Here is a 19,872-nt window from a genome sequence, read left to right on the forward strand (position 1 = left end):
ATTGAAATTTTATAAAATAGCTTTAGGCCACAATAATTTCATTATTCAGGTAAACTTTTTGAATCAAACGAAGCACTTCAATCCCTTCCTTTTGGCCTTTTTTTCGAGCTATGATCTCGTATTTTTCATAACATTAAATGGTTAAACGGATGATTATTCGAAATTAGCTTACAGGTAAAAATTTCTTATTTACCTTCATTTTTGTAATGCTTATAATTCTCAAATCCTTTGAAAACTTTAAAACACCCGACAGCAGATAGAGCTAAAGCAACGATATGGTAGATAAACATTTCAATTTTACCTAAATACATAAGTGTTTCAATTAATCCAGCTAAAAAAAACCACATCATGGCATAGCCAATTTGTCCTTTTACTTTATTTAATTTTGCTTGTTTTTCGTGCTTCATAATTAAAAGTCTAAAATAGTAGTATACTACCCCATTCATATTTTTCTTCTGCTTATGAGAAATATGATCAACGGTAAAATAGAAAATTGTAGGACTGGTGAAAGGCCAACTTCTATGAGAGGAAGCATTGGCATCGTATCAGCATATGACCAATCTCCTCGCCATGTATGCCAAAACTCACCTAAAATAGCCCCTAGAAACCCTACAAGTACTAATAGTAAAGTTCTGGTAAATTTTAAACGTCTGATCCAATAAACGTTGTTGTATATAAGTCCGAATAAGAAGAGTAAAACCAGAACCATGAGCACATCCGCTATTGAGGCCAATGCACAAAAAGAAACGTGTTCAAGATCGTATTGAAAATTTTCATACAAAAATCCGTGAGCTACCTCCCAGCCAAAATTTAGCACAAAAGCTACAACAGATGTTCTAGCTACGAAATACTGATAATTACGCTTATCTGCTGCCTTCCTGAAAAAATGGATATATAACATTATAATCAACGTTAACGTAATAATCGGCACAACAAAAATACCAAAGCTTAGATTATCCATTACTTACACTATTTTAAAATTTCGCATCATTCCCATGTCCTCATGCTCCAGATTGTGGCAGTGGTATACAAACAAGCCTTTAAAATCTTTGAACTGCATGATAACTTTGGCACTCATCCCCGGCATCAACAAAACGGTATCGTGCCAGCCTTCATCAACAAAACCATCTTTTACGGCATCCCATAATTGGGGATCTACATCAGTGACATTTCTTTCTAAAATATTGAACTGCACCTGGTGAATATGGATCGGGTGGGGCATCTGCATCATATTGCCCATCATTCCTCCCCCGCTCATCATACCATCGTCACCTCTCATCATGCCCCCATTATCCATCGTGCCGTGACCATCCATCATGCCGCCACCATCGTCATCATTGTCCATCATACCTCCGCCATTGATCAGTTCCCAAACTTCAATGCTTCCAAGCTTGACGATTTCTTCATCAGCTACTTCAGTCGTTTCCCAGGTACGTCCGTTAATCGTCCATTCCATGTGGCCCATCGCGAAGGTAAATTGCCGCGGGGCGTTTAGATTTCCAGCAGTTGAGGGGTCAATGTAATCCGGCTGAGCTAATTGCCGCGGTAAGGTATAATCATTACTCCCCGAAGCATTGGCAAGCACGGTAAACACAGGATATTCGCTACCTTGTGGCAGGACACTTTTAGCACCTTCCATCATTCCTCCATTGCCCATCATTCCACCAGACATTAACTCAAGAGGGAAAGATGTGTTTTTCATGGTCAATTCAGTGCCTTCGGGTTTGTTGGTCAAGTCCAGCCAAACGTCCGCCCTTTTTGCCGGGCCGAGCATGAGATAGGATAATTCTTTGGGTGCATTTAACAAGCTTCCGTCCATGCCAAAAACAGTCACTGGACTTCCATCTTCCCAGGCCAGTTTGTAGATCCTTGAGTTTGACCCGTTCAGTAACCTCAACCTGTATTTGCAACCTGCTTTCAGGTTTAACCTTTGTTCAGGTCTGCCATTAATCAGTATCCGGTTTCCTAAAAACCCAGTCATGCGGCCCATCTGGCCATTTTCAAGATAGACCAGTTGATTATTATCATCAAAAGTTCGGTCTTGGATCACGACCGGAAGATCAAACTCCCCTTGCGGTAAGTTGAGTTGCTGTTCTTCCTCATCGGTGACCAGTAGAAGGCCTGCCAGACCATTATACACCTGTGGACCGGTGCGTCCATGTGGATGGGGATGAAACCAATAGGTGCCTGCCCGGTTCATTACTTCATATTCGTAGATGTATGTTTCTCCACTATCAATTACATCTTGCGGGTGGCCATCGTACCGTTCCGGCACATGCATGCCATGCCAGTGGACAATACTCTCTTCCGGCAAGTCATTTTGAAAGCGAATACGGACTTTCTGCCCTTTACGTACTTTGATAATCGGTCCCAGATAGCTCCCTTGCAAGGGTAGGAGTGCCTCTTTGTTGCCCTTAATTAATTTTCCTTCATACACCCACACCTTTGTTTTTGAGCCTGGTAAAATAGATAAGTCGCGCTGAACCGCTTTCAGTTCCAAATCTATATCAGGCTGAAAATCCTTGCTGAGTTTAGGCTTTGCTGTAGTAGAAGATTGACTGTCACAGGAAGAAAAGAAAGGCCATATCATGGTTACCGCAGCCCCTGCTCCAGCCTTTGCCAAGAATTTTCTTCTGTTTATTCTGAAAGGTTCTTTCATATCTCTTTAGGTTTAAATTATTTGCGTATCTGCTTTACCAACCAGACAATCAAAAGCACCAGCACTACCAGCAACAGCCCCCAAAAGAGCCACATCCAGCCTCCACCGTGCATACCAAAATTTGTTCCCTGATCCATCATGATTTTCTGTTTTAGTTATTACTTGATTCCACCTTAAATTTCCTCATTTTCAAAAACCACTTTTCACCTGCGATAATCAGGGTTAGCAAAACTGCCGATACTATAATCAGTAGCATGTCACTCTGTGCTTTCATCCAAATGAAGGCTGCCAAAACAACTACGTCAAGCACAATAGTAGCTAAAAGTATGGCTCCATTAGCCTTTATTTCTTTCCGTAAATGTTTAAAGACACCCCATTGTATAATAATATCCATAATAAGGTAAAAAATTGCTCCTAAAGATGCAATCCTGCTGAGATCAAAAAATATGGTTAGTGCAATGGCGATGACTATGGTATAAGTCAACATATGCTGTTGCAGGTTACCCGGCATACCAAAATGCTTATGAGGTATCAGCTTCATTTCGGTAAGCATCGTAGTCATTCTGGAAATAGCGAACACGTTGGCCAAAACACTGGATACGGTAGCAATGATGGCGATTCCAACAGTGAACCATAGGCCATATTTTCCGAAAGCCGGCCTGGCCGCTTCAGCCAGGGAGTAGTCTTTTGCCTCTATAATCTTGGGAACGGAAAGATTGACTGATACCGCAAATGCGACCAGCAAATAGACAATGGTACAGATAATCAGTGATATCCATATCGCCCTTCCTACATTCTTGTGAGGCTCAACAATTTCTTCACCGCTATTGGTGATGGTGGTAAATCCTGCGTAAGCCAGGATAGCAAGCGCGAGGGCACCTAAGTAACTCCCTACGGAATAGTCACCTGAGATTTCTGAAGGAATAGCTTCTCCAAATGAAAAACCAGCCGCCCAAAGTCCACCAATCGCAAAAATGGCTATACCGCCAACCTTGATGATTGCCATGAAGAAGGAAACTCTGTCGATGACCTTATTGCCAGCAAGATTGATCAAAAAAGTGATGACCAATAAAATCACACCCAGCAAGGGTATCCAAAAATCGTTCTGATTCCCATCAAATAACTGCATGGTATAAGACCCGAATGTACGTGCTACCAAGCTCTGGTTAATGACCATGGCGAAAGCCATCAATAGCGCAGCTACAGCCGTGGTAATACCTTTACCATAAGCCTTCTTTAAGTACATGGCTATACCCCCGGCTGAAGGATAAGCATTTGACATCTTTATATAGGCATATGCACTAAACCCTGCTATGATTGCTCCGACCAGAAAAGCTATCGGAAACAATGAACCGGATAATTCAGCCACTTGTCCCAGCAAGGCAAAAATAGCTGCTCCAATCATCACCCCGGTACCTAAAGAGATAGCTCCTGTGAGTGATAGGCTGTTCTTCTTATATTTTCCCACTTTCTATTTGGTCTTTTTCAGTTCTGCTTTTTTTTCTTCAAACTCCGCTTTGTCAATTTCTCCTCTGGCATAGCGGTTTTTGAGTGTCTCCATTGCTGAATCATCATGGTGACTGTCAGCAGTTTCTCCGCTGTTCTTTTGGAAGATACCGCCCCTGCCCAACGCCACAATTAAAACTACAATGAGTATTACCCCAATAATCCATCCGTACATCATAACCTTATATATTTATTTAGTGTAACAATTACAAATATTTTACATGCTCTATAGGTTCACTTGATAAAATAGATTGTACAAGCCTGTCAATGTTGAGCCTGAGCCTTACTTCTTTTTCGCTCATCATTTTTATACAGAGATTTCCTCTACTGGTAAACCTAATGTAATCCAGTCATGCATCCCTCCTCTATAATATAAAATTTTATCAGCTGGATAGCCTGCCTTCAAAAGGTTCTTTATAGCTGTTGAAGATTGAGGGCATTGCGGGCCATTACAAAAAAATATACTGGGATGATTTTTATCTATTTCATCTATTCTTTTTACCACTTCATCGAAAGGAATATTCTTTGAACCAGCAATGCTTATTGCGTCATTTGTATCTGGTTTTCGCGCATCAATAATAGGCAGATTCATTTTTTGGTGATAATGTACTTTCAATTCTTCAACTGTAAGGACACCATGTGCAACCTGCATTGGCTGGATACTTCCCCACGTAGTATCAACCTCTACTAAACCCGGCTCAGCTTTTACACGGTTGGGGATCATGTGGTTATTATCCCTTTTAGGGATTCTTATTTGCGATAGGTCCACATTTCTTGTTTTTAACTCTTCTATTTTTTCCATTCCTGGCATGCCTATAGATTCTACTTGCTCATCTACTATCAACAATGGGGAATGTTTTAATTGATATTTTTCAAGCAGTTCTGGATGCTCATCAAAGTAAATTACTTTGAATGGCAGCCGTGCATGCTTAAGCTCATTTTCAAGAATTGGCCGGTGTGGACACGTCTTGGTTGCAGCTATTGAAATTTCCATAAAAATCTTCTTAAATTAAAAAATCTATTTCTCTCTAGTATTACCTCCTCGCTACGGCAATTTATCTTCATTAACAAATTCGATAACACTAATTGTTTCTTTTTTTTGACCACTCTTAATACTCTAATACAATGTCACACTATACCGGAAATGAGGATTGTCGGGAAAAACACTTGACTTGTATATTTTTGAGTTCAGTATCATTTCTCCAGTTAAGTCGTTATTTCCTAAATCTCAACCATGTTGATTTCGTTCTCAGCATAGCTATCTTTCGATGTTGTCCAGTGCCACTCTTTATTACCTGCCTTACCAAGTATATCGGAATTCCCAAGACTAATAAGCCAGATGAGCAATACAGTCCATCCAAACATCGTAGTATTTCATGTTTGTTTTAATGATTTAATCCAAGAATCATAGCCAGAGTCATCCCAACCACCATTATACCCCCTGTCGCAGGAAGCCACCAACCCATATGTGAAGCATTTACATTCCAGTTTCCACGTGAATCCTTGATAAATTTATTTGGATTTTTCTTAAACACCGAAAGACACTCTTCTGTATCAAAATAGTAGATAGTCCCTTGGTAAGAATAAGAAATAGCCGTATGCTCGTTAACAACTATTCCGCACGTTGGGTCCATGTGTTGACCTGCTGCAAGAGCTATATGTTGACTGCTGCTACAAGAGACCTGAGTAAGCAATAATGACATCAAAGCCAAATATACTGCCATCCTATTGGATTGTTTGAAGTATTTCATAGTGTTACTTTTTAATAATGAATACAAAGATTGTTATACTGTGTACTATTGTATTTTTAATGATGATCTTGAGCACTATCTTTCATTTTATCCATCATTTCATTCCCCTTCATCATTGAACTTTTGTCCATCATGCCTTTGTCATGCATTTTTTGCATCATCTTCTTCATCATTTCGGGATTATCCATCATTTTCTCCATCATTTGGTCGTGGTGTTTTTCCATCAACTGTTGCATCATCATGTCTTTCATGGATTTATCTCCCATCATTTTCTCCATCATTTGTTTTCTACCCTCTTTGTCACCCATCATGTTTTCCATCATCATCTGCTTTTTTTCTTTATTGGCCATCATCTGTTGCATCATCATCTGGCCTTCCTCCCTATTTCCCATCATATCTTTCATCATCATCTTTCTGTGCTCCTGGTTTTGCATCATTTGCTGATGCATGGCCTTCATCGCTTCAGGGTTACTGGAGAGTTGTTGCATGAATTTGTTCATCATCTCACTATCATTCATAATAGTAGTGAATACCTCTTGCTGCTTATTCTCTTTTTTCATCATTTTTTCCACGTTTTGCGCATGCATAATGGTACTTAGTGAAAAGAAGAATAGAGTAGTAGCAGTTGTTAAGATTTTAGTATACATGATTTTATTGTTTAGTTAAAAAATAGATTTATTTTCAATTTGGAATATGTTGTACCATACAGGGTACTATCATCGTTCCATTTCATCGTTCATGTCCATCGAAGTGGTATCGCTCATTATGTGTTCGTCAGACTGCCCATCCTCATGCATGTGATCATTATCACCTTCCATCATTTCGGTCTGGTTATCCTCCATAACATCGCCATGATCCTGGTTTCCATTTCCCCCGGGATTATTGCACGCAGTGGCAAAAACACCAACCAGCATGACCATTAGGACATTTAAAATTTGATCTTTTGTCTTTTTCATAATTTATTGTTTTGATGTTCAACTTCATTTAATGCTTTTTGCAATTGGTCCTTAGCCCTCTTTCCGAGTGATTTTAGTTTTCCATTATCAGCTATCTCCAATGCGGCCAACGGGTCGGTTACAGCTACTTCCAGCACGCCCTCTTCTCCGGTTTCCTGAATGATGATATTGCAGGGAAGCATGATACCCACTTTGTTTTCTACGGACAGTGCATCTATTGCTAATGCAGCATTGCACATGCCCAAGAGTGTATATCGCCTGATGTCTTCATCTAGTTTTTTTTAATATGATTCTGTAAGTCAAAGTGCATGACTACTTCAAAACCATTATTTTCAAAAGCCTTTTTGGAATAATCGATAGCTTCCTGGAAGGTCATGGAACCGAACCTCTTGCTGATGCAATAGCTGGTCTCCATGCTTTCCTTATAATTTTCCTTAGCTATTTTATTTTTATCGCTCATGACAGGAAGTTATAGACCTTCAATAACTGATTCCAATTTGGATTGAATTTCTTCGGCTATTACGGCTAGGTCTTTGTTATCTACTGCCTGCATGGAGGCCAGCGGATCTACTGCCGCAACCTCAACGCCATCATCAACTTGCTGTACAATTACATTGCAGGGCAGCATCGCGCCAATCTTATCTTCGGCTAATAATGCTTTATGAGCAAAAGGCGGATTGCAGGCACCCAGAATCTTGTAAGGCCGAAAATCTTCATCCAGCTTTTTCTTCAGGGTTTCTTTTACATCGATCTCGGTAAGGATACCGAACCCTTCTTCCTTCAGAGCATCCGTTACTTTTTGAATCGCTTCTTCAAAGCTTACGCCTTTTAATGTTTTTTCGTGGTAGTATTTCATGTTTTTAGCTTTTGTTCTTTCTATCTATATAATGAAATTTTGAGTGAAAGTCTGTAACATTTATTACATAACTATCTTACCTAAACTCATAATTAAAAACGGATGGACAAGCCTCCACCTGCACCAAAGCGGTTATCGTAGCTGCCCATTAGTGAGAAATTTCTAGACAGAAAATATTCTACTCCTGCAGACCAAGTGGTTTCTCCTTTATAGTCAATTGGTTCGTTAGTTCCTTCATCCGTCAAAGTATTTACCCAGCCGAAATCGGCCTGATACTCGTAGTTTCCAAAAATGGCGGTTCGCGGGAAGATCATGATCTCCCGACTTATCCTGATTTCAGGCCGTAATTTATTATCTACCCTTACATCAAGATTGAACATATAGGGAGTGAAAAATCGAATACCTGCTATAGCGGTTGCTGAAATTTCATCCAGGCTGTTCTCCGTTTCATTCTCCAGGTTAACTCCGGCAAATACTCGAAAGTAGTCGTATAAATACCGCTCATATGTAAATTCGGCTTCCATATTCTCATTGTAACCCACTTCGGTATTCAGGTTGAATTGATTTCTTATATTGGAGGATACAAGGTTCAGTTCAGTCATGTGCGAAGCGACATCAACCATCCCCCAGTTATAAAAGCGGTTGCCTTCTTTAAATAAGTTTTTGGCTGGATATTTTGCCATACGTGGATCACGTTCTGTATCATAGCTCACTGCTCTGGCCATACCACCAATCATGTGATAAAGCACATGACAATGCAAAAACCAATCACTATCTTCAATAGCGTCAAATTCTATTACCGTCTTTTGCATTGGCGGCACATTTACCGTGTGTTTTAAGGGAGAATATTCACCATGCTTGTTGATGACCCTAAAAAAATGACCATGAAAGTGCATAGGGTGGTGCATCATCGTTAAGTTATTGAAAGTGATTCGCACTTTTTCCCCTTTGGAAATCTTTATCATGTCAGCCTCGGATAGCGGGACACCGTTCATGCTCCAGATATACCGCCACATGTTACCTGTCAGGTTGAGCAAAACGTCCCTTACGGGTTTATCCTCATCTATAACGGTACTGGAAGGGGCTTTTAAGTAATCATAATTATACTCGGAGAACATGTCCATTCCCCGTATTTGATTTTTTGATGAAGCTTTCTTCATGTTCTTGTCATTTTCGAGTTCCATTTGAGAATGATCCATCTCTTCCATTCGAGAATCTACTTTATCACTCTTCATATCTTGGTTCATCTCCATATTCATTTCATCATCCATCTGCATTCCCCAATTTTTCATTAATTCATGAGGCTCCTCTTCAGCAGGATTAAATTTCATAGCGGGAGCGCCCATACGCATGTCCATCTGTGCCATTTGTTTCATCATTCCAATTTTGTCTGGTCTTTCAACCTCAGGTGCCACAATGACCTCACCCTTTCCTAAGAAAGCTGAAGTATATCCCGATCCATCTTGGGCAGTAGCTCTAAATTCAATTTTACCTTTTTCTGGAATGGTGACTATAAAATCATATGTTTCAGCAATCCCGATAAATGTTTTATTATGTTTAACCGGTACCACATTCAATCCATCTGCAGCTACCAAAAGCGGGGCTTTACCTCCAAAAGTCATCCAGTATTGGGAAGAAGCCGAACCATTGATGATGCGCAATCTTACCTTCTCACCCGGTTCAAATTGAGGATACTCTTGTGCTTGTTCTCCATTGGTCAGGAATGCTGGATAATAAATATCTGCTATATCAGCACTTTCCATTCGTTGTCTCCAAAAATTTAACTGCGCACCAAAGGCTCCCCGTGCTATGACCCGATTGAGTGGTGTTGCAGTTCCTTTTTTAATGTTGTACCACTCATTTCCACGCTTGAGGTTTCTCAGGACATTCATTGGCTTTTGATTGGTCCAGTCAGAAAGCACCATGACAAGTTCTTTATCATATTCTAAAGTTTCACCTTCTTTAGGGTCAATGACAATGGAACCGTACACTCCGCTTTGTTCTTGCAGCATGGTGTGTGAGTGATACCAGTAAGTACCAGACTGTATCAAGGGAAACTCATACTTTTGTGTTTCTCCAGGGTGTATAGGCGGTGTCGTTAAATAAGGAACTCCGTCATAAAAATTAGGGAGCAATAAACCATGCCAGTGAACAGAGGTTTCTTCCTCCATTTCATTTTTCACGTATATTATGGCATAGTCCCCCTCCTTAAACCTCATGGTAGGTCCTGGAATGTCTCCATTCACAGTCATGCCCACAACTTCTTTACCAGCTTTATTAACTGTTTCCTGTCTTATGGTAAGGTTGTAGACAGTGGTGTCTATTTGCGCTGACGCAGTAAAACCAGTTAGAATAAATAAAATAATTATAGTTAAGCTATTTTTTATTTGCATAAGTCTAGTTTTCTATGTTGCTATTTAGTTGTTGCTCCAAGATTACGTGAATTTTTAACGTTTGAAAGCTTGATATGGGCAATCTAAAGATAGATTTTATGTATAATATTGTGTTTAATATGTATAAACTTCATACCCAATTGCAAAATCTAAACTAGAGGCCATCAAGAAAAGTCCTATCTGTCCCCGATTTCTTTTTATAATCTGATATTGAAAAGCCAGTGACGTTCTTGAATTGGTTAGATAAATAGTGGACACTGCTATATCCCAAATTCACGGCTATTTCAGAGACGTTGAGCTCATTATAATCCAATAGTTCCTTGACCTTCTCCACACGTAAATTGATGTAATATTTTTCCAATGTATCACCTGTTTGCTTTGAAAATACCTTACTTAAATAATTATAGTTCCTCCCGATTTGGAGGGAAATATATTCGGACAGTTTTTTAGCCCCTTTACCTTTTGAATGTACATGCTTTAGGTAATCCAATATAACTATCTTAATCTGCTCTGTCAATATGCCTTCCGGGTCATGAATAAGCTCAAAACCAAACTTTTTCATTTGCAAATCAATCTGCTCAAGAGTGAGGGTAGCTGGTATTATTACATCGGCATATCCCAACTTAACATCCCTTACCTTGGCACCTAAGGTTTTCAACTCATTTTCAACGACCATAATGCACCTTGGGCACACCATGTTTTTTATGTGGAGCTTAGTTTTCATCCTTTTTCAAGTAAGCCTCCATATTATTTTTAGAAATGAAGTAAAGAACTTCCTTGCCTTGACCTGGCTTCAGCGTAATAAATGCCACTGCTTTATCTACTTTTTCTCCTGAATAGGGATCTGTAGTGTACCGAACGTTACCGGTATTTTCGAGAATCTTGCTTACACACATCTGGCAGCATCCATAGTAAGTTTTGCCATCCGCTTCAACTGGAATTTGCTCTATCCCCATGAATGCGTCATTGACCATACATACCAGTTCATTAGGGATTTGTTCCTCTTCGCTAATATCGACCGGTATTTGACTAAAGTTAAATGAAAACGACCGAAAGAGGGCAGCAATAATTATCGCACCAAATATTGACAGGATTAATATCGATTGCCTATCCATTTTGGTTTTTATCCTGTTCGATTCTCTTTTCTTATTCATGCCTCAACATTTCAGTTCTGTGATAAGGGTACCAGCCAGATTTCACCACCAACCTCTAACTGGGACCACTTGGTCAGGAACTATTACTTCCTAATGTGTGCTAGTTTCATGATCATCCATTAGATCATCCATTGATTGGTGATCGTCATCATGGTGCCCATCTCCCTGATCGTGGCCATTCATCGCATTGGAGCCCATGTGCATGCCGTCTGCATCATGATGATGGTCGTCATGGTCGTTGGAGTGAGAATAATCCTCATGATGTTCTTCAAACAACCCCTCATAATGGTGAAAAACTGAATCATGGAAGTGAATTCCATCAAAATCACCTTGTTGAATAGATCCTTTTAATTCCAAATTTGCATCACTTGCCCTTGTATAAGCTTCTCTGAAACCTTCGAGTGCCACGATGTCATCTTCGGACAGCTTGTTTTGCATGTCATCATCATTGCAGGAATAAAGGCTAATCGATAGTCCCATTACTGCTGTTAATATGATCTTAGTAGTTTTCATAATATTGTATTTTAATTGATTGTTTCTTTTACACTTCCGCACTTCAGCATTTTGTCACCGAAGTAGGGGTTTTTGATTTCCTTTTCGCTTGATAGCCAGTAAGCACCAGTATTTTCATTTGCCATCGGGCAATATTCCAAGTATATTTCACCCATAGAAAGTTCACCACCTTTCACTAAAGTGGACATTTCATTACTCAATGAAGCAAAAGCTTTGCGCTGGCCATCTAAAGTAGCAGCTGAAACCACATTTGCCGCCTCCGCCTTAGCTTCCTGCCCGGAATCTACCGAGACTAAAGATGCTTCTAGTTTGGTTGCAGCCTTTCTTACCTCATTCATCTGTGAGGCAACCAGGGCTTCTTTCAGATGGATATAATGACCGTAAGCAATGCCCAAATCTTTGTCCTTGAACATAGGTTCCATTTTTTGACCCATTCCCTTTTGGTCATCATGATTGCCATGATCGTGCTGTGCAAATGCTCCATAGCTTACTAAGGCCATTGCCATTACTACGATTGTTTTTTTACTCATTACGTTTTTCATTTCATTAACTTTTAAAGGTTTAACATTTAAACAGGGGCTATCCCAGTCATCAGAAGGACTACTGTACCCCAGACGATTCGTCCAGCCCATATTCTTAATTTTGAAGGGGCTTTTTCATTCCCTCTTTTACAGCATTCTTTCATTTTATTTGATATTTTCCTGTACCTCTCCGCAAGTGAGCATAGATTCTCCGAAGTAGGGATTGCGGATTTCCTCTTCGGTACTCAACCAATTTGCTCCCTTATTATCATCTGCCATAGGGCAAAACTGAACGTACAGTGTCTGATCCATGGGTTTAAAGGCTTTGGTCATGGCAATCATTCCTTCAGATACCTGCTGAAATGTAGTGCGTAGTTCGGCTATCGTTTTAAGGTGCTGAACATGTTGCAGTGCATTTTTCAGGTCGCTGCTATGACTCATCCAAGCATTGTGTGACTCACCGGTAAAAGCAGCCATATTCACCTTATCCAGTGTTGTTTTGAGATCAGAAGCGGCTTTTTGAGCCTGATCAAATTCATCAGCCGTTAAGGCATCCTTAAATTTGAGGTATTCAGTATAAAGGGGCCGCAATGCTTCTTTCGCCTTCTGACTAATTGACACTGGCTTAGTCTCTTTTTTATTGACCTGGCCTGACGAAGCTGGCGTATCCATACCCCCGTGGTTATGCCCTGTCATTGCCGGGCCTCCTTCCGGATTCATCATGCTTGGCTTACCAGCCAACTGTGCTGCCGCATCAATGCTGAAGGTGCCATTGACTGCTATCTCTTCACCTTCTTCAAGGCCACTCTCCACAATAAAGCTGTCACCTAAACCCGGCCCAAGCGTCACATCACGCATCATGAAACTTACTCCACTACTAGTGGTATTTTTTACATAAACTACCGAACGCTTGCCTGTCCACATAACAGCAGTTTTGGGAACCACTATGTTATTTGACTTTTTCGGCAATGTAGCTTCTACCGTACCGGATGCAAACATTTCAGGTTTTAGCTGATTGTCTTTGTTGGGCACTTCTACCCTTGCTTTTGCTACTCTTGTCTTAGGATCAATAACAGGATCCAGGAAGGTTATCTTACCTTCAAATGTCTCTCCCGGTAGAGAGGCCACTGTAAAGTTTACCTTATCACCTTTTTTGATCCAGGGCATATCCGATTCATAAACATCAAACAATACCCATACCTTTGAAAGGTCTGCAATCTCATAAATAGCCTCTCCCTTTCGGATGTAATCACCCAGATTTACCATTTTCTCAGTTACATAGCCCGAAACATCAGCTTGAACAGCAAATTCCTCTTTCGGTGTCCCCACTTTGAGAATTTGCTCTACCTGACTGTCGGAAAGTTTCCAATTTTTGAGCTTTTCTTTGGCGGAATTAAACAATTGCGGCTGTGTATCTTTAATTTTTTGTGCTTCAAATAATTCCTCCTGTGCAGTAACCAAATCTGGAGAGTATATATAAGCAATGGCCTGCCCTTTCCTTACGAACTCACCTGTGAAATTGACCATCAGCTTTTCTATCCTGCCCGGTATATGGGAAGACTGAGAAAAAACCAGTCGCTCATCTTCCTGTACCTTTCCGTTCAGTCTAACCGACTTAACCGGATCCATGGTTCCTACAGCGGCAGTTCTAATATCAGCCAGTTGCATGGCCGTTGGAGACATACTAACAGCCATCGGGTCTAGCTCCTCACCATCATCATTATCCAATGGGATCAAATCCATACCACAAATAGGGCAGTCTCCGGGTTCACCCTGACGGATCTGAGGATGCATGGAGCAGGTCCACACGGTCTCTCCGGCTATTTCTGTAGTGTGCTGGTGCTCATCATCCATTTTACTTTCGGATGATGAACCACCAAAAATCAACCAACCCAGCAATAAACCTATTGCCAGCGTTGACAGTGCTATGATTATTATTTTTTTATTTGTGTTCATCTTAATATGTTTTTGCAGTTAAGTAATTGAGTTTGGCCAGGGCAATTTGGTACTGCGTTGCGGCCGTTGCCTTCATCTTTTCATATTTTAAGAGCTGCTGTTGCATACGCAGTACCTCTTCAAATTCATTTCCTGAATTACTGTAAGCCGTAAATAATAGATTTAAAGCCTGATTGGATTCCTGAATTTGTTGATCGTATAGCTCAATCAATTCTTGCTGTTGTTGAATTTCAAACCAGGCCATTTCGTAGTTTGACGTTAGGGTATTGGCAAAGTCCTTTTTTTGGAGTGAATAGCTTTCCTGCATGAGCTGTGCTTCTTTAACAGCGGCTTTATATTTACTCCTGAAAATGGGAATGCTGACAGAAACCATAGGCATTAGAATGTCCTGACCATTGTCGGGAAGTTCCACTTCAGGTCTGTTTCCCACAATAGCATAATCCAATCCTACACCAAATTTTGGAAGCCCTTGTTTGTAAGCGACCTCCTCACTTGCCTCACTGGAGGCTATTTTTAAGTCCAGTTCTTCCAGTACAGGGTTGTTCGTAAGCAAAGAGTCCTTTCTGAAATTATCAGGCAAGGCTTGAGCAACGAGTGAATCCTCTACGGTTACCAATGCGTCCTCCTCTCTGTTGAGTAGTTTATTAAACCGGGTCAGCAGAGGAGCTTCCTTATCGTTCAGAATGGAAAGGTTTGTAGTGGCGTCTTTCAACATAATATCCACACGCAAGAAGTCAACCATCGTACCCACTCCATTTTCAAACTTTTTGTTGGTAATGGTTTTATAAGACTCCAGTATTTCAATATTCTCCCGCTCAATCTCTTTCCATTGATTAAGTTCATAAAGCGGATAATAGGCCGCTGCCACTTGGTAATACAACCTATTCCGAGCGTCTAAGAAGGCTTGATATTTTGCTTCCGCCATTAAAGCTGCGGCATTTCCCTGTGCCCGTAGCGTCCCAAACCAGGGGAACATCTGCGTTAGGGAAAACCTTGCCTTTTGTGGTCCTACCCTCGTTTCCACCGGTGAAATGAAATAACCAAAAGAGAAATTAGGGTCCGGTAAAGTATTTACCTGCTCCACCTTCTGTATGGCCGCTTCAAATTCCCGATATTTCGCCTGTAATCCCGGATTGTTTTCCGCTGCTATTTTAAAATAGTCATCCAGGACCTGCGCCTGACTTACGCTGGTTCCGAGAAAAACAAGTATTACAATATTTACAATAATCTTCATGGTTGTGTCTTTTTAAATTTTCTTTCTTCCCTCATAGCGTATAAAACCGGCACGATGAAGAAGGTGACAGCTGCGAAGAACATACCTCCGAATGCTGGAATAGCCATTGGGATCATGATGTCTGCTCCGCGACCCGTTGAGGTAAGTATAGGCAGCAAGGCAATGATGGTGGTGGCGGAGGTCATCACGGCAGGTTTTATTCTTCGTTGACCAGCTTCCACTGTTGCCGCTCTTATTCCTTTCAGACTGTCTGTTTTATTACGATTAAAACTTTGATCTAAATAAGTAGCCATTAATACCCCATCATCAGTGGCTATACCAAACAAGGCAATAAACCCGACCCAAACAGCCACGCTCAAATTGATAGTATGTATTTGGAACAAGTCTCGGAAATTCGTACCGAAAAGGGAGAAGTCCGCAAACCAGGTCTGGCCATACAACCATAGCATGATAAAGCCTCCACTAAATGCCATGGCAATACCAGTAAACACCATTAATGAAGTCGCTACAGACTTGAATTGGAAGTAAAGGATGAGGAAGACGATACCCAATACCAACGGAACAATGATTGAAAGCCTCTTTTCAGCCCTTACCTGATTTTCATAGCTTCCTGAGAACTTGTAGCTGACCCCGGCAGGAACGACTAAATCACCTGTATCTATTCTTTCCTGAATAGCTGCCTGGGCATCATTCACCACTCCAACTTCCGAGTATCCGTCCCTTTTGTCAAATAGTACATAACCCACCAAAAAGGTTTCCTCACTTTTGATCGCCTGTGGTCCCCTCACATACTCAAAGTCCACCACCTGGCTGATCGGTATTTGTGCTCCTGTAGGTGTAGGCAAAAGGATCTTACCCAATGCTTCAGGATCGTCCCTGAGTTCGCGTGGATAACGTACCCTCACTGGAAAACGCTCCCTTCCTTCCACAGTTGAAGTAATTTTCATTCCTCCAATGGCTGTTTCAATGGTCTGCTGTACATCTTCCACATTAAGCCCATAGCGTGAAATCTCATCCCTGTTGATGTTAAGATGAAGATAGGGCTTACCTACAATTCTGTCGGCAAACACGGCTTCCGCTTTTACCGAAGGAACATTTTTAAGCACTTCCTCCAGTTGCAGCCCAAAGTCTTCTATCGTTTTCAGATCCGGACCATATACTTTGATACCCATGGGGGCTCGCATACCTGTTTGTAGCATCACCAAGCGGGTTTCAATAGGCTGCAGCTTAGGTGCTGAAGTTACTCCCGGTATTTTGGTGACCTTAACAATTTCATTCCAGATATCATCTGGAGATTCAATTTGCGGCCGCCAGTTGCGGAAATAATTCCCGTTATCATCAGGGATGAGTTCCTCCAAAACAACACCTCGGTTAATGGCTTCTTCATTAGAAAGGCTATCACCGCTATTGAGTATGAAGCGATCTTCCTTATCAACTTTGAACCTTATTCGGTGCCCTTTTTCACTGAGCATGTACTCCGGTTTATAGTTGATGACATTTTCGTACATGGAAATAGGTGCCGGATCAAGGGCAGATTCTACCCGTCCTAATTTGCCTACCGTTAATTCTACTTCCGGGATGTTGGTCAGGAGCATATCCAACTGACCAACTACTTTACGGTTGAACTCAATACCGGAATGTGGCATGGAGGTGGGCATGAGCAAGAAACTTCCTTCGTCCAGAGAAGGCATAAATTCTTTTCCTACACCCGGGAAAGTATGGGTCAAGCCTGACCAAACTGTAGTTGTCCGGACATCCCAGCCGAGATTGTCCAATGCTTTAGGAATAAACCCGAAAATGGTATTAAAACCCAACCAAACATTAGCGCCAAGCAAAATCAAGAAAGTAGGTATCAATAAAAAAGTTATTTTATTATCCAGGCACCATTTTAATATAGATTTGTAGTAATATTCTAAAAGCGTGAACGACCCCAGGATAAATCCTACCAATAAGGTCACAAAAACAAAGTTGAGTAACAGAGACTTTGAGGCTCCTAGCGGTAGCCAGTATTTAGCTAAAAGCCAGGTTACGCCAATTAGTACAATGATCAGCTCGGCATAATTGAAGAGAAATAATACAGGCCTGGAAAAGCGTTCCTTTTTAGCGTCAAAGATATTCTTTACAATTGCGATTGCACCAAACAGTACCAGCAGTACACCACCCCATATCTGAGCGGTAAAGAGCCCTATAATTCCAAATAATACTAATGCATAACCACCATATTTCTTAAGAAACCTATTATTGATTTTGAACCCAAAGAACCAATGTGCCAAGGTAGGCATGATCAATAGACTCACCAACAGCGCAGCTACCAAAGCGAAGGTCTTTGTGAATGCCAAAGGCCCAAATAACTTTCCTTCGGCAGCTTGCATGGTAAAGACCGGAATGAAGCTGACAATTGTGGTAGAAACAGCGGTGAGAATAGCGGTACCCACTTCTGAAGCTCCATTATAAATGGTATCTATCAGTTTTTGACCGGGAGGAGCTTCATCTATATGTTTAATAATGTTTTCAGAAAGTATAACTCCCAAATCCACCATCGTACCAATGGCAATGGCAATACCTGAAAGTGCAACTATGTTGGCATCAACACCAAAATAGCGCATGGCTATAAATACCATCAATACCGCAATCGGCAGGATACTTGAAATGAGAAATGAAGCCCTGAGATTATACACCATCACGATCACTACCAAAATGGTAATGAGCACTTGAAGCGAAATGGCTTCTTCCAGGGTTCCCAATGTTTCATAAATAAGCTCGGAGCGGTCATAAAACGGAACGATAGTCAACTGGCTTTCCCTTCCATCTGCCAACGTTTTTTTAGGCAGTCCCGGGGCTATTTCTTTGATCTTATCCTTGACGTTGTTAATGACCTGCAAGGGATTGGCACCATAGCGGGCCACCACTACGCCACCTACCACTTCAGCACCATCTTTATCCAGCAGGCCTCTACGGGTGGATGGCCCCAGGGTAACTACACCTATGTCTTTAATACGGATGGGAACATTTTCCTGAACGGCAACTACGGCCTTTTCAATGTCTTCTACTTTTTTGATGTAACCCAAACCACGCACCAGGTATTCTGCCTTGTTTATTTCAATGGTTTTAGCCCCCACGTCTTTGTTTGATTTCTGTACCGCCTGCATTACTCTATGCAATGGGATATCATAGGCTTTTAGAGCATCAGGGTTAACATCAATCTGATATTCCTGTACAAAGCCACCAATAGAAGCCACTTCCGAAACGCCTTCTGTTGCGTTTAATCCATATTTGACGTAGAAGTCTTGTACGGTACGGATTTCGTGGAGATCCCATCCTCCGGTAGGGTTTCCATCCTTATCTCTGCCCTCAATGGTATACCAATACACCTGGCCCAGTGCAGTGGCATCAGGCCCGAGTGCAGGCTGGACCCCTTCCGGTAATAAGCCGGAAGGCAAGGAACTTAGTTTCTCAAGGATACGGGAACGTGACCAGTAAAACTCTACATCTTCACTGAAAATAATGAAGATACTGGAAAAGCCAAATATAGAAGAACTCCGTATAGATTTTACGCCCGGAATACCTAATAAATAGGTAGTCAGCGGATAGGAAATTTGGTCTTCTATGTCTTGTGGTGATCGGCCCTGCCACTGGGTAAAGACAATCTGTTGGTTTTCTCCTATATCCGGAATAGCATCTACCGGAACGGGATCAGAAGGTAATGCGCCTATCTGCCAACCGAAAGGGGCGGTCACAATGCCCCAGGCAATGAAGCCAATTAAGATGAGAACGGTAACTAATTTATTCTCAAGAAAGTATTTAATAATTTTATTTAGCATATTCTTAATATTCAAATTTGAACGGATTTACAAGGCATATTAATCAGGCATATCAATAATGCCTAAGGGCTTAACGAACTAAGCCTTGACTGCAATCAAGTGAATGGAATGCTTAAATAAGGAACGACTGAACGAGCACAGGTATATCACGTTCAATCAGCGGGGGAGCATAATTTGTAAACTCTGCTTTATGCTTCGTAGAAAGAAATGACCTGCCTGTAAAAGTAACGACAAAAGTAGAGATGAATTCTAAGTTCAAAGAACTACCAAATACTTGATGCTGAAATTCATCTGCCATCTCAAGAGATTGATACTCATTTTCACAGCAAGGTTTTTTCTTGATTTGCTTTTCTTCGGAAGAACCGTTTTCACAAATCTTATCCATATCGGACATTCCACAATTTAATTCGGCATGACCGAGAACAAATTGCGATTCCACGGCCGATCCTCCACAATAGTGAGTAGCTACTGCCAGACCGGAATTACCGATAAGCAAGATAAATAGTAGCGTTATGGAGATTGTTTTTTTCAAAAAGTTGATTTTCGTCCTGT

The 19,872-nt window shown here is 41.1% G+C and carries 22 protein-coding genes; all 22 read right to left on the reverse strand.

Annotated elements, in window-relative coordinates; all coding sequences use genetic code 11:
* Positions 1–185: 185 nt before the first annotated feature.
* The 22 genes from FTRAC_RS10475 to FTRAC_RS10575 all read right to left on the reverse strand — a co-directional run bounded on the left by FTRAC_RS10475 (position 186) and on the right by FTRAC_RS10575 (position 19,852).
* Positions 186–407, reverse strand: a complete 222-nt coding sequence (locus FTRAC_RS10475) for a hypothetical protein (RefSeq protein WP_148230070.1) — start codon at positions 405–407, stop codon at positions 186–188.
* A gap of 35 nt (positions 408–442) precedes the next feature.
* Complete coding sequence (locus FTRAC_RS10480; protein ID WP_013454222.1) at positions 443–961, reverse strand: hypothetical protein; 519 nt, start codon at positions 959–961, stop codon at positions 443–445.
* 3 nt (positions 962–964) lie between these two features.
* Positions 965–2,659 carry a multicopper oxidase family protein gene (locus tag FTRAC_RS10485; RefSeq protein ID WP_013454223.1) on the reverse strand — a complete coding sequence of 565 codons (1,695 nt, stop codon included), beginning with the start codon at positions 2,657–2,659 and terminating at the stop codon, positions 965–967.
* 17 nt (positions 2,660–2,676) lie between these two features.
* Positions 2,677–2,799 carry a hypothetical protein gene (locus FTRAC_RS20100; protein WP_262492794.1) on the reverse strand — a complete coding sequence of 41 codons (123 nt, stop codon included), beginning with the start codon at positions 2,797–2,799 and terminating at the stop codon, positions 2,677–2,679.
* A gap of 11 nt (positions 2,800–2,810) precedes the next feature.
* Complete coding sequence (locus tag FTRAC_RS10490; RefSeq protein WP_013454224.1) at positions 2,811–4,127, reverse strand: APC family permease; 1,317 nt, start codon at positions 4,125–4,127, stop codon at positions 2,811–2,813.
* Between the two features lie 3 nt (positions 4,128–4,130).
* Positions 4,131–4,343 (reverse strand): SHOCT domain-containing protein, encoded by a 213-nt coding sequence (locus FTRAC_RS10495; RefSeq protein WP_013454225.1) that lies wholly within the window; start codon positions 4,341–4,343, stop codon positions 4,131–4,133.
* Positions 4,344–4,472: 129 nt separating this feature from the next.
* Positions 4,473–5,159, reverse strand: a complete 687-nt coding sequence (locus FTRAC_RS10500) for a rhodanese-like domain-containing protein (RefSeq protein ID WP_013454226.1) — start codon at positions 5,157–5,159, stop codon at positions 4,473–4,475.
* 391 nt (positions 5,160–5,550) lie between these two features.
* A complete protein-coding gene (locus tag FTRAC_RS10505) occupies positions 5,551–5,916 on the reverse strand; it encodes a YHS domain-containing protein (RefSeq protein ID WP_013454227.1) in 366 nt (121 codons plus the stop codon).
* A gap of 56 nt (positions 5,917–5,972) precedes the next feature.
* Entirely contained in the window at positions 5,973–6,563 is a 591-nt protein-coding gene (locus FTRAC_RS10510; protein ID WP_013454228.1) for a hypothetical protein, read from the reverse strand.
* 69 nt (positions 6,564–6,632) lie between these two features.
* The gene (locus FTRAC_RS10515) at positions 6,633–6,872 is read right to left on the reverse strand and encodes a hypothetical protein (protein ID WP_013454229.1); all 240 of its coding nucleotides are present in this window, start codon (positions 6,870–6,872) and stop codon (positions 6,633–6,635) included.
* A complete protein-coding gene (locus FTRAC_RS10520) occupies positions 6,869–7,111 on the reverse strand; it encodes a DUF302 domain-containing protein (protein ID WP_041649737.1) in 243 nt (80 codons plus the stop codon). Before FTRAC_RS10520 ends, FTRAC_RS10515 begins: the two co-directional genes overlap by 4 nt.
* 32 nt (positions 7,112–7,143) lie before the next feature.
* Entirely contained in the window at positions 7,144–7,332 is a 189-nt protein-coding gene (locus tag FTRAC_RS10525; protein ID WP_041649740.1) for a hypothetical protein, read from the reverse strand.
* 9 nt (positions 7,333–7,341) lie between these two features.
* Positions 7,342–7,728 carry a DUF302 domain-containing protein gene (locus tag FTRAC_RS10530; RefSeq protein ID WP_013454230.1) on the reverse strand — a complete coding sequence of 129 codons (387 nt, stop codon included), beginning with the start codon at positions 7,726–7,728 and terminating at the stop codon, positions 7,342–7,344.
* Between the two features lie 92 nt (positions 7,729–7,820).
* Entirely contained in the window at positions 7,821–10,121 is a 2,301-nt protein-coding gene (locus tag FTRAC_RS10535) for a multicopper oxidase domain-containing protein (RefSeq protein WP_013454231.1), read from the reverse strand.
* Between the two features lie 154 nt (positions 10,122–10,275).
* Complete coding sequence (locus tag FTRAC_RS10540; RefSeq protein ID WP_013454232.1) at positions 10,276–10,845, reverse strand: AraC family transcriptional regulator; 570 nt, start codon at positions 10,843–10,845, stop codon at positions 10,276–10,278.
* Positions 10,835–11,275: a hypothetical protein gene (locus FTRAC_RS10545; protein WP_245545953.1), complete on the reverse strand. Its 441-nt coding sequence runs from the start codon at positions 11,273–11,275 to the stop codon at positions 10,835–10,837. The genes FTRAC_RS10540 and FTRAC_RS10545 overlap by 11 nt, the downstream gene beginning before the upstream one ends.
* A gap of 90 nt (positions 11,276–11,365) precedes the next feature.
* Positions 11,366–11,788 (reverse strand): hypothetical protein, encoded by a 423-nt coding sequence (locus FTRAC_RS10550; protein WP_013454234.1) that lies wholly within the window; start codon positions 11,786–11,788, stop codon positions 11,366–11,368.
* Positions 11,789–11,799: 11 nt separating this feature from the next.
* Entirely contained in the window at positions 11,800–12,318 is a 519-nt protein-coding gene (locus FTRAC_RS10555; protein WP_041650616.1) for a DUF3347 domain-containing protein, read from the reverse strand.
* A gap of 156 nt (positions 12,319–12,474) precedes the next feature.
* Positions 12,475–14,265 carry an efflux RND transporter periplasmic adaptor subunit gene (locus tag FTRAC_RS10560; protein WP_013454236.1) on the reverse strand — a complete coding sequence of 597 codons (1,791 nt, stop codon included), beginning with the start codon at positions 14,263–14,265 and terminating at the stop codon, positions 12,475–12,477.
* Position 14,266: 1 nt separating this feature from the next.
* Positions 14,267–15,499, reverse strand: a complete 1,233-nt coding sequence (locus FTRAC_RS10565) for a TolC family protein (RefSeq protein WP_013454237.1) — start codon at positions 15,497–15,499, stop codon at positions 14,267–14,269.
* Positions 15,496–19,320 carry an efflux RND transporter permease subunit gene (locus FTRAC_RS10570; RefSeq protein ID WP_013454238.1) on the reverse strand — a complete coding sequence of 1,275 codons (3,825 nt, stop codon included), beginning with the start codon at positions 19,318–19,320 and terminating at the stop codon, positions 15,496–15,498. Before FTRAC_RS10570 ends, FTRAC_RS10565 begins: the two co-directional genes overlap by 4 nt.
* Positions 19,321–19,432: 112 nt before the next feature.
* Positions 19,433–19,852 carry an HYC_CC_PP family protein gene (locus FTRAC_RS10575; RefSeq protein ID WP_013454239.1) on the reverse strand — a complete coding sequence of 140 codons (420 nt, stop codon included), beginning with the start codon at positions 19,850–19,852 and terminating at the stop codon, positions 19,433–19,435.
* Between the last annotated feature and the right edge of the window lie 20 nt (positions 19,853–19,872).

Origin of the sequence: Marivirga tractuosa DSM 4126 (genome assembly GCF_000183425.1) — a bacterium.
Taxonomy (GTDB): domain Bacteria; phylum Bacteroidota; class Bacteroidia; order Cytophagales; family Cyclobacteriaceae; genus Marivirga; species Marivirga tractuosa.

Bases quoted from the DNA above. Each gene is read 5' to 3' on its own strand.
- FTRAC_RS10495 (WP_013454225.1), bottom strand. From the start codon at position 4,343: ATGATGTACGGATGGATTATTGGGGTAATACTCATTGTAGTTTTAATT.
- FTRAC_RS10475 (WP_148230070.1), bottom strand. From the start codon at position 407: ATGAAGCACGAAAAACAAGCAAAATTAAATAAAGTAAAAGGACAAATT.
- FTRAC_RS10565 (WP_013454237.1), bottom strand. From the start codon at position 15,499: ATGAAGATTATTGTAAATATTGTAATACTTGTTTTTCTCGGAACCAGC.
- FTRAC_RS10510 (WP_013454228.1), bottom strand. From the start codon at position 6,563: ATGTATACTAAAATCTTAACAACTGCTACTACTCTATTCTTCTTTTCA.
- FTRAC_RS10530 (WP_013454230.1), bottom strand. From the start codon at position 7,728: ATGAAATACTACCACGAAAAAACATTAAAAGGCGTAAGCTTTGAAGAA.
- FTRAC_RS10550 (WP_013454234.1), bottom strand. From the start codon at position 11,788: ATGAAAACTACTAAGATCATATTAACAGCAGTAATGGGACTATCGATT.
- FTRAC_RS10545 (WP_245545953.1), bottom strand. From the start codon at position 11,275: ATGAATAAGAAAAGAGAATCGAACAGGATAAAAACCAAAATGGATAGG.
- FTRAC_RS10555 (WP_041650616.1), bottom strand. From the start codon at position 12,318: ATGAGTAAAAAAACAATCGTAGTAATGGCAATGGCCTTAGTAAGCTAT.
- FTRAC_RS10485 (WP_013454223.1), bottom strand. From the start codon at position 2,659: ATGAAAGAACCTTTCAGAATAAACAGAAGAAAATTCTTGGCAAAGGCT.
- FTRAC_RS10560 (WP_013454236.1), bottom strand. From the start codon at position 14,265: ATGAACACAAATAAAAAAATAATAATCATAGCACTGTCAACGCTGGCA.
- FTRAC_RS10480 (WP_013454222.1), bottom strand. From the start codon at position 961: ATGGATAATCTAAGCTTTGGTATTTTTGTTGTGCCGATTATTACGTTA.
- FTRAC_RS10540 (WP_013454232.1), bottom strand. From the start codon at position 10,845: ATGAAAACTAAGCTCCACATAAAAAACATGGTGTGCCCAAGGTGCATT.
- FTRAC_RS10570 (WP_013454238.1), bottom strand. From the start codon at position 19,320: ATGCTAAATAAAATTATTAAATACTTTCTTGAGAATAAATTAGTTACC.
- FTRAC_RS10535 (WP_013454231.1), bottom strand. From the start codon at position 10,121: ATGCAAATAAAAAATAGCTTAACTATAATTATTTTATTTATTCTAACT.
- FTRAC_RS20100 (WP_262492794.1), bottom strand. From the start codon at position 2,799: ATGATGGATCAGGGAACAAATTTTGGTATGCACGGTGGAGGCTGGATG.
- FTRAC_RS10505 (WP_013454227.1), bottom strand. From the start codon at position 5,916: ATGAAATACTTCAAACAATCCAATAGGATGGCAGTATATTTGGCTTTG.
- FTRAC_RS10500 (WP_013454226.1), bottom strand. From the start codon at position 5,159: ATGGAAATTTCAATAGCTGCAACCAAGACGTGTCCACACCGGCCAATT.
- FTRAC_RS10515 (WP_013454229.1), bottom strand. From the start codon at position 6,872: ATGAAAAAGACAAAAGATCAAATTTTAAATGTCCTAATGGTCATGCTG.
- FTRAC_RS10525 (WP_041649740.1), bottom strand. From the start codon at position 7,332: ATGAGCGATAAAAATAAAATAGCTAAGGAAAATTATAAGGAAAGCATG.
- FTRAC_RS10520 (WP_041649737.1), bottom strand. From the start codon at position 7,111: ATGTGCAATGCTGCATTAGCAATAGATGCACTGTCCGTAGAAAACAAA.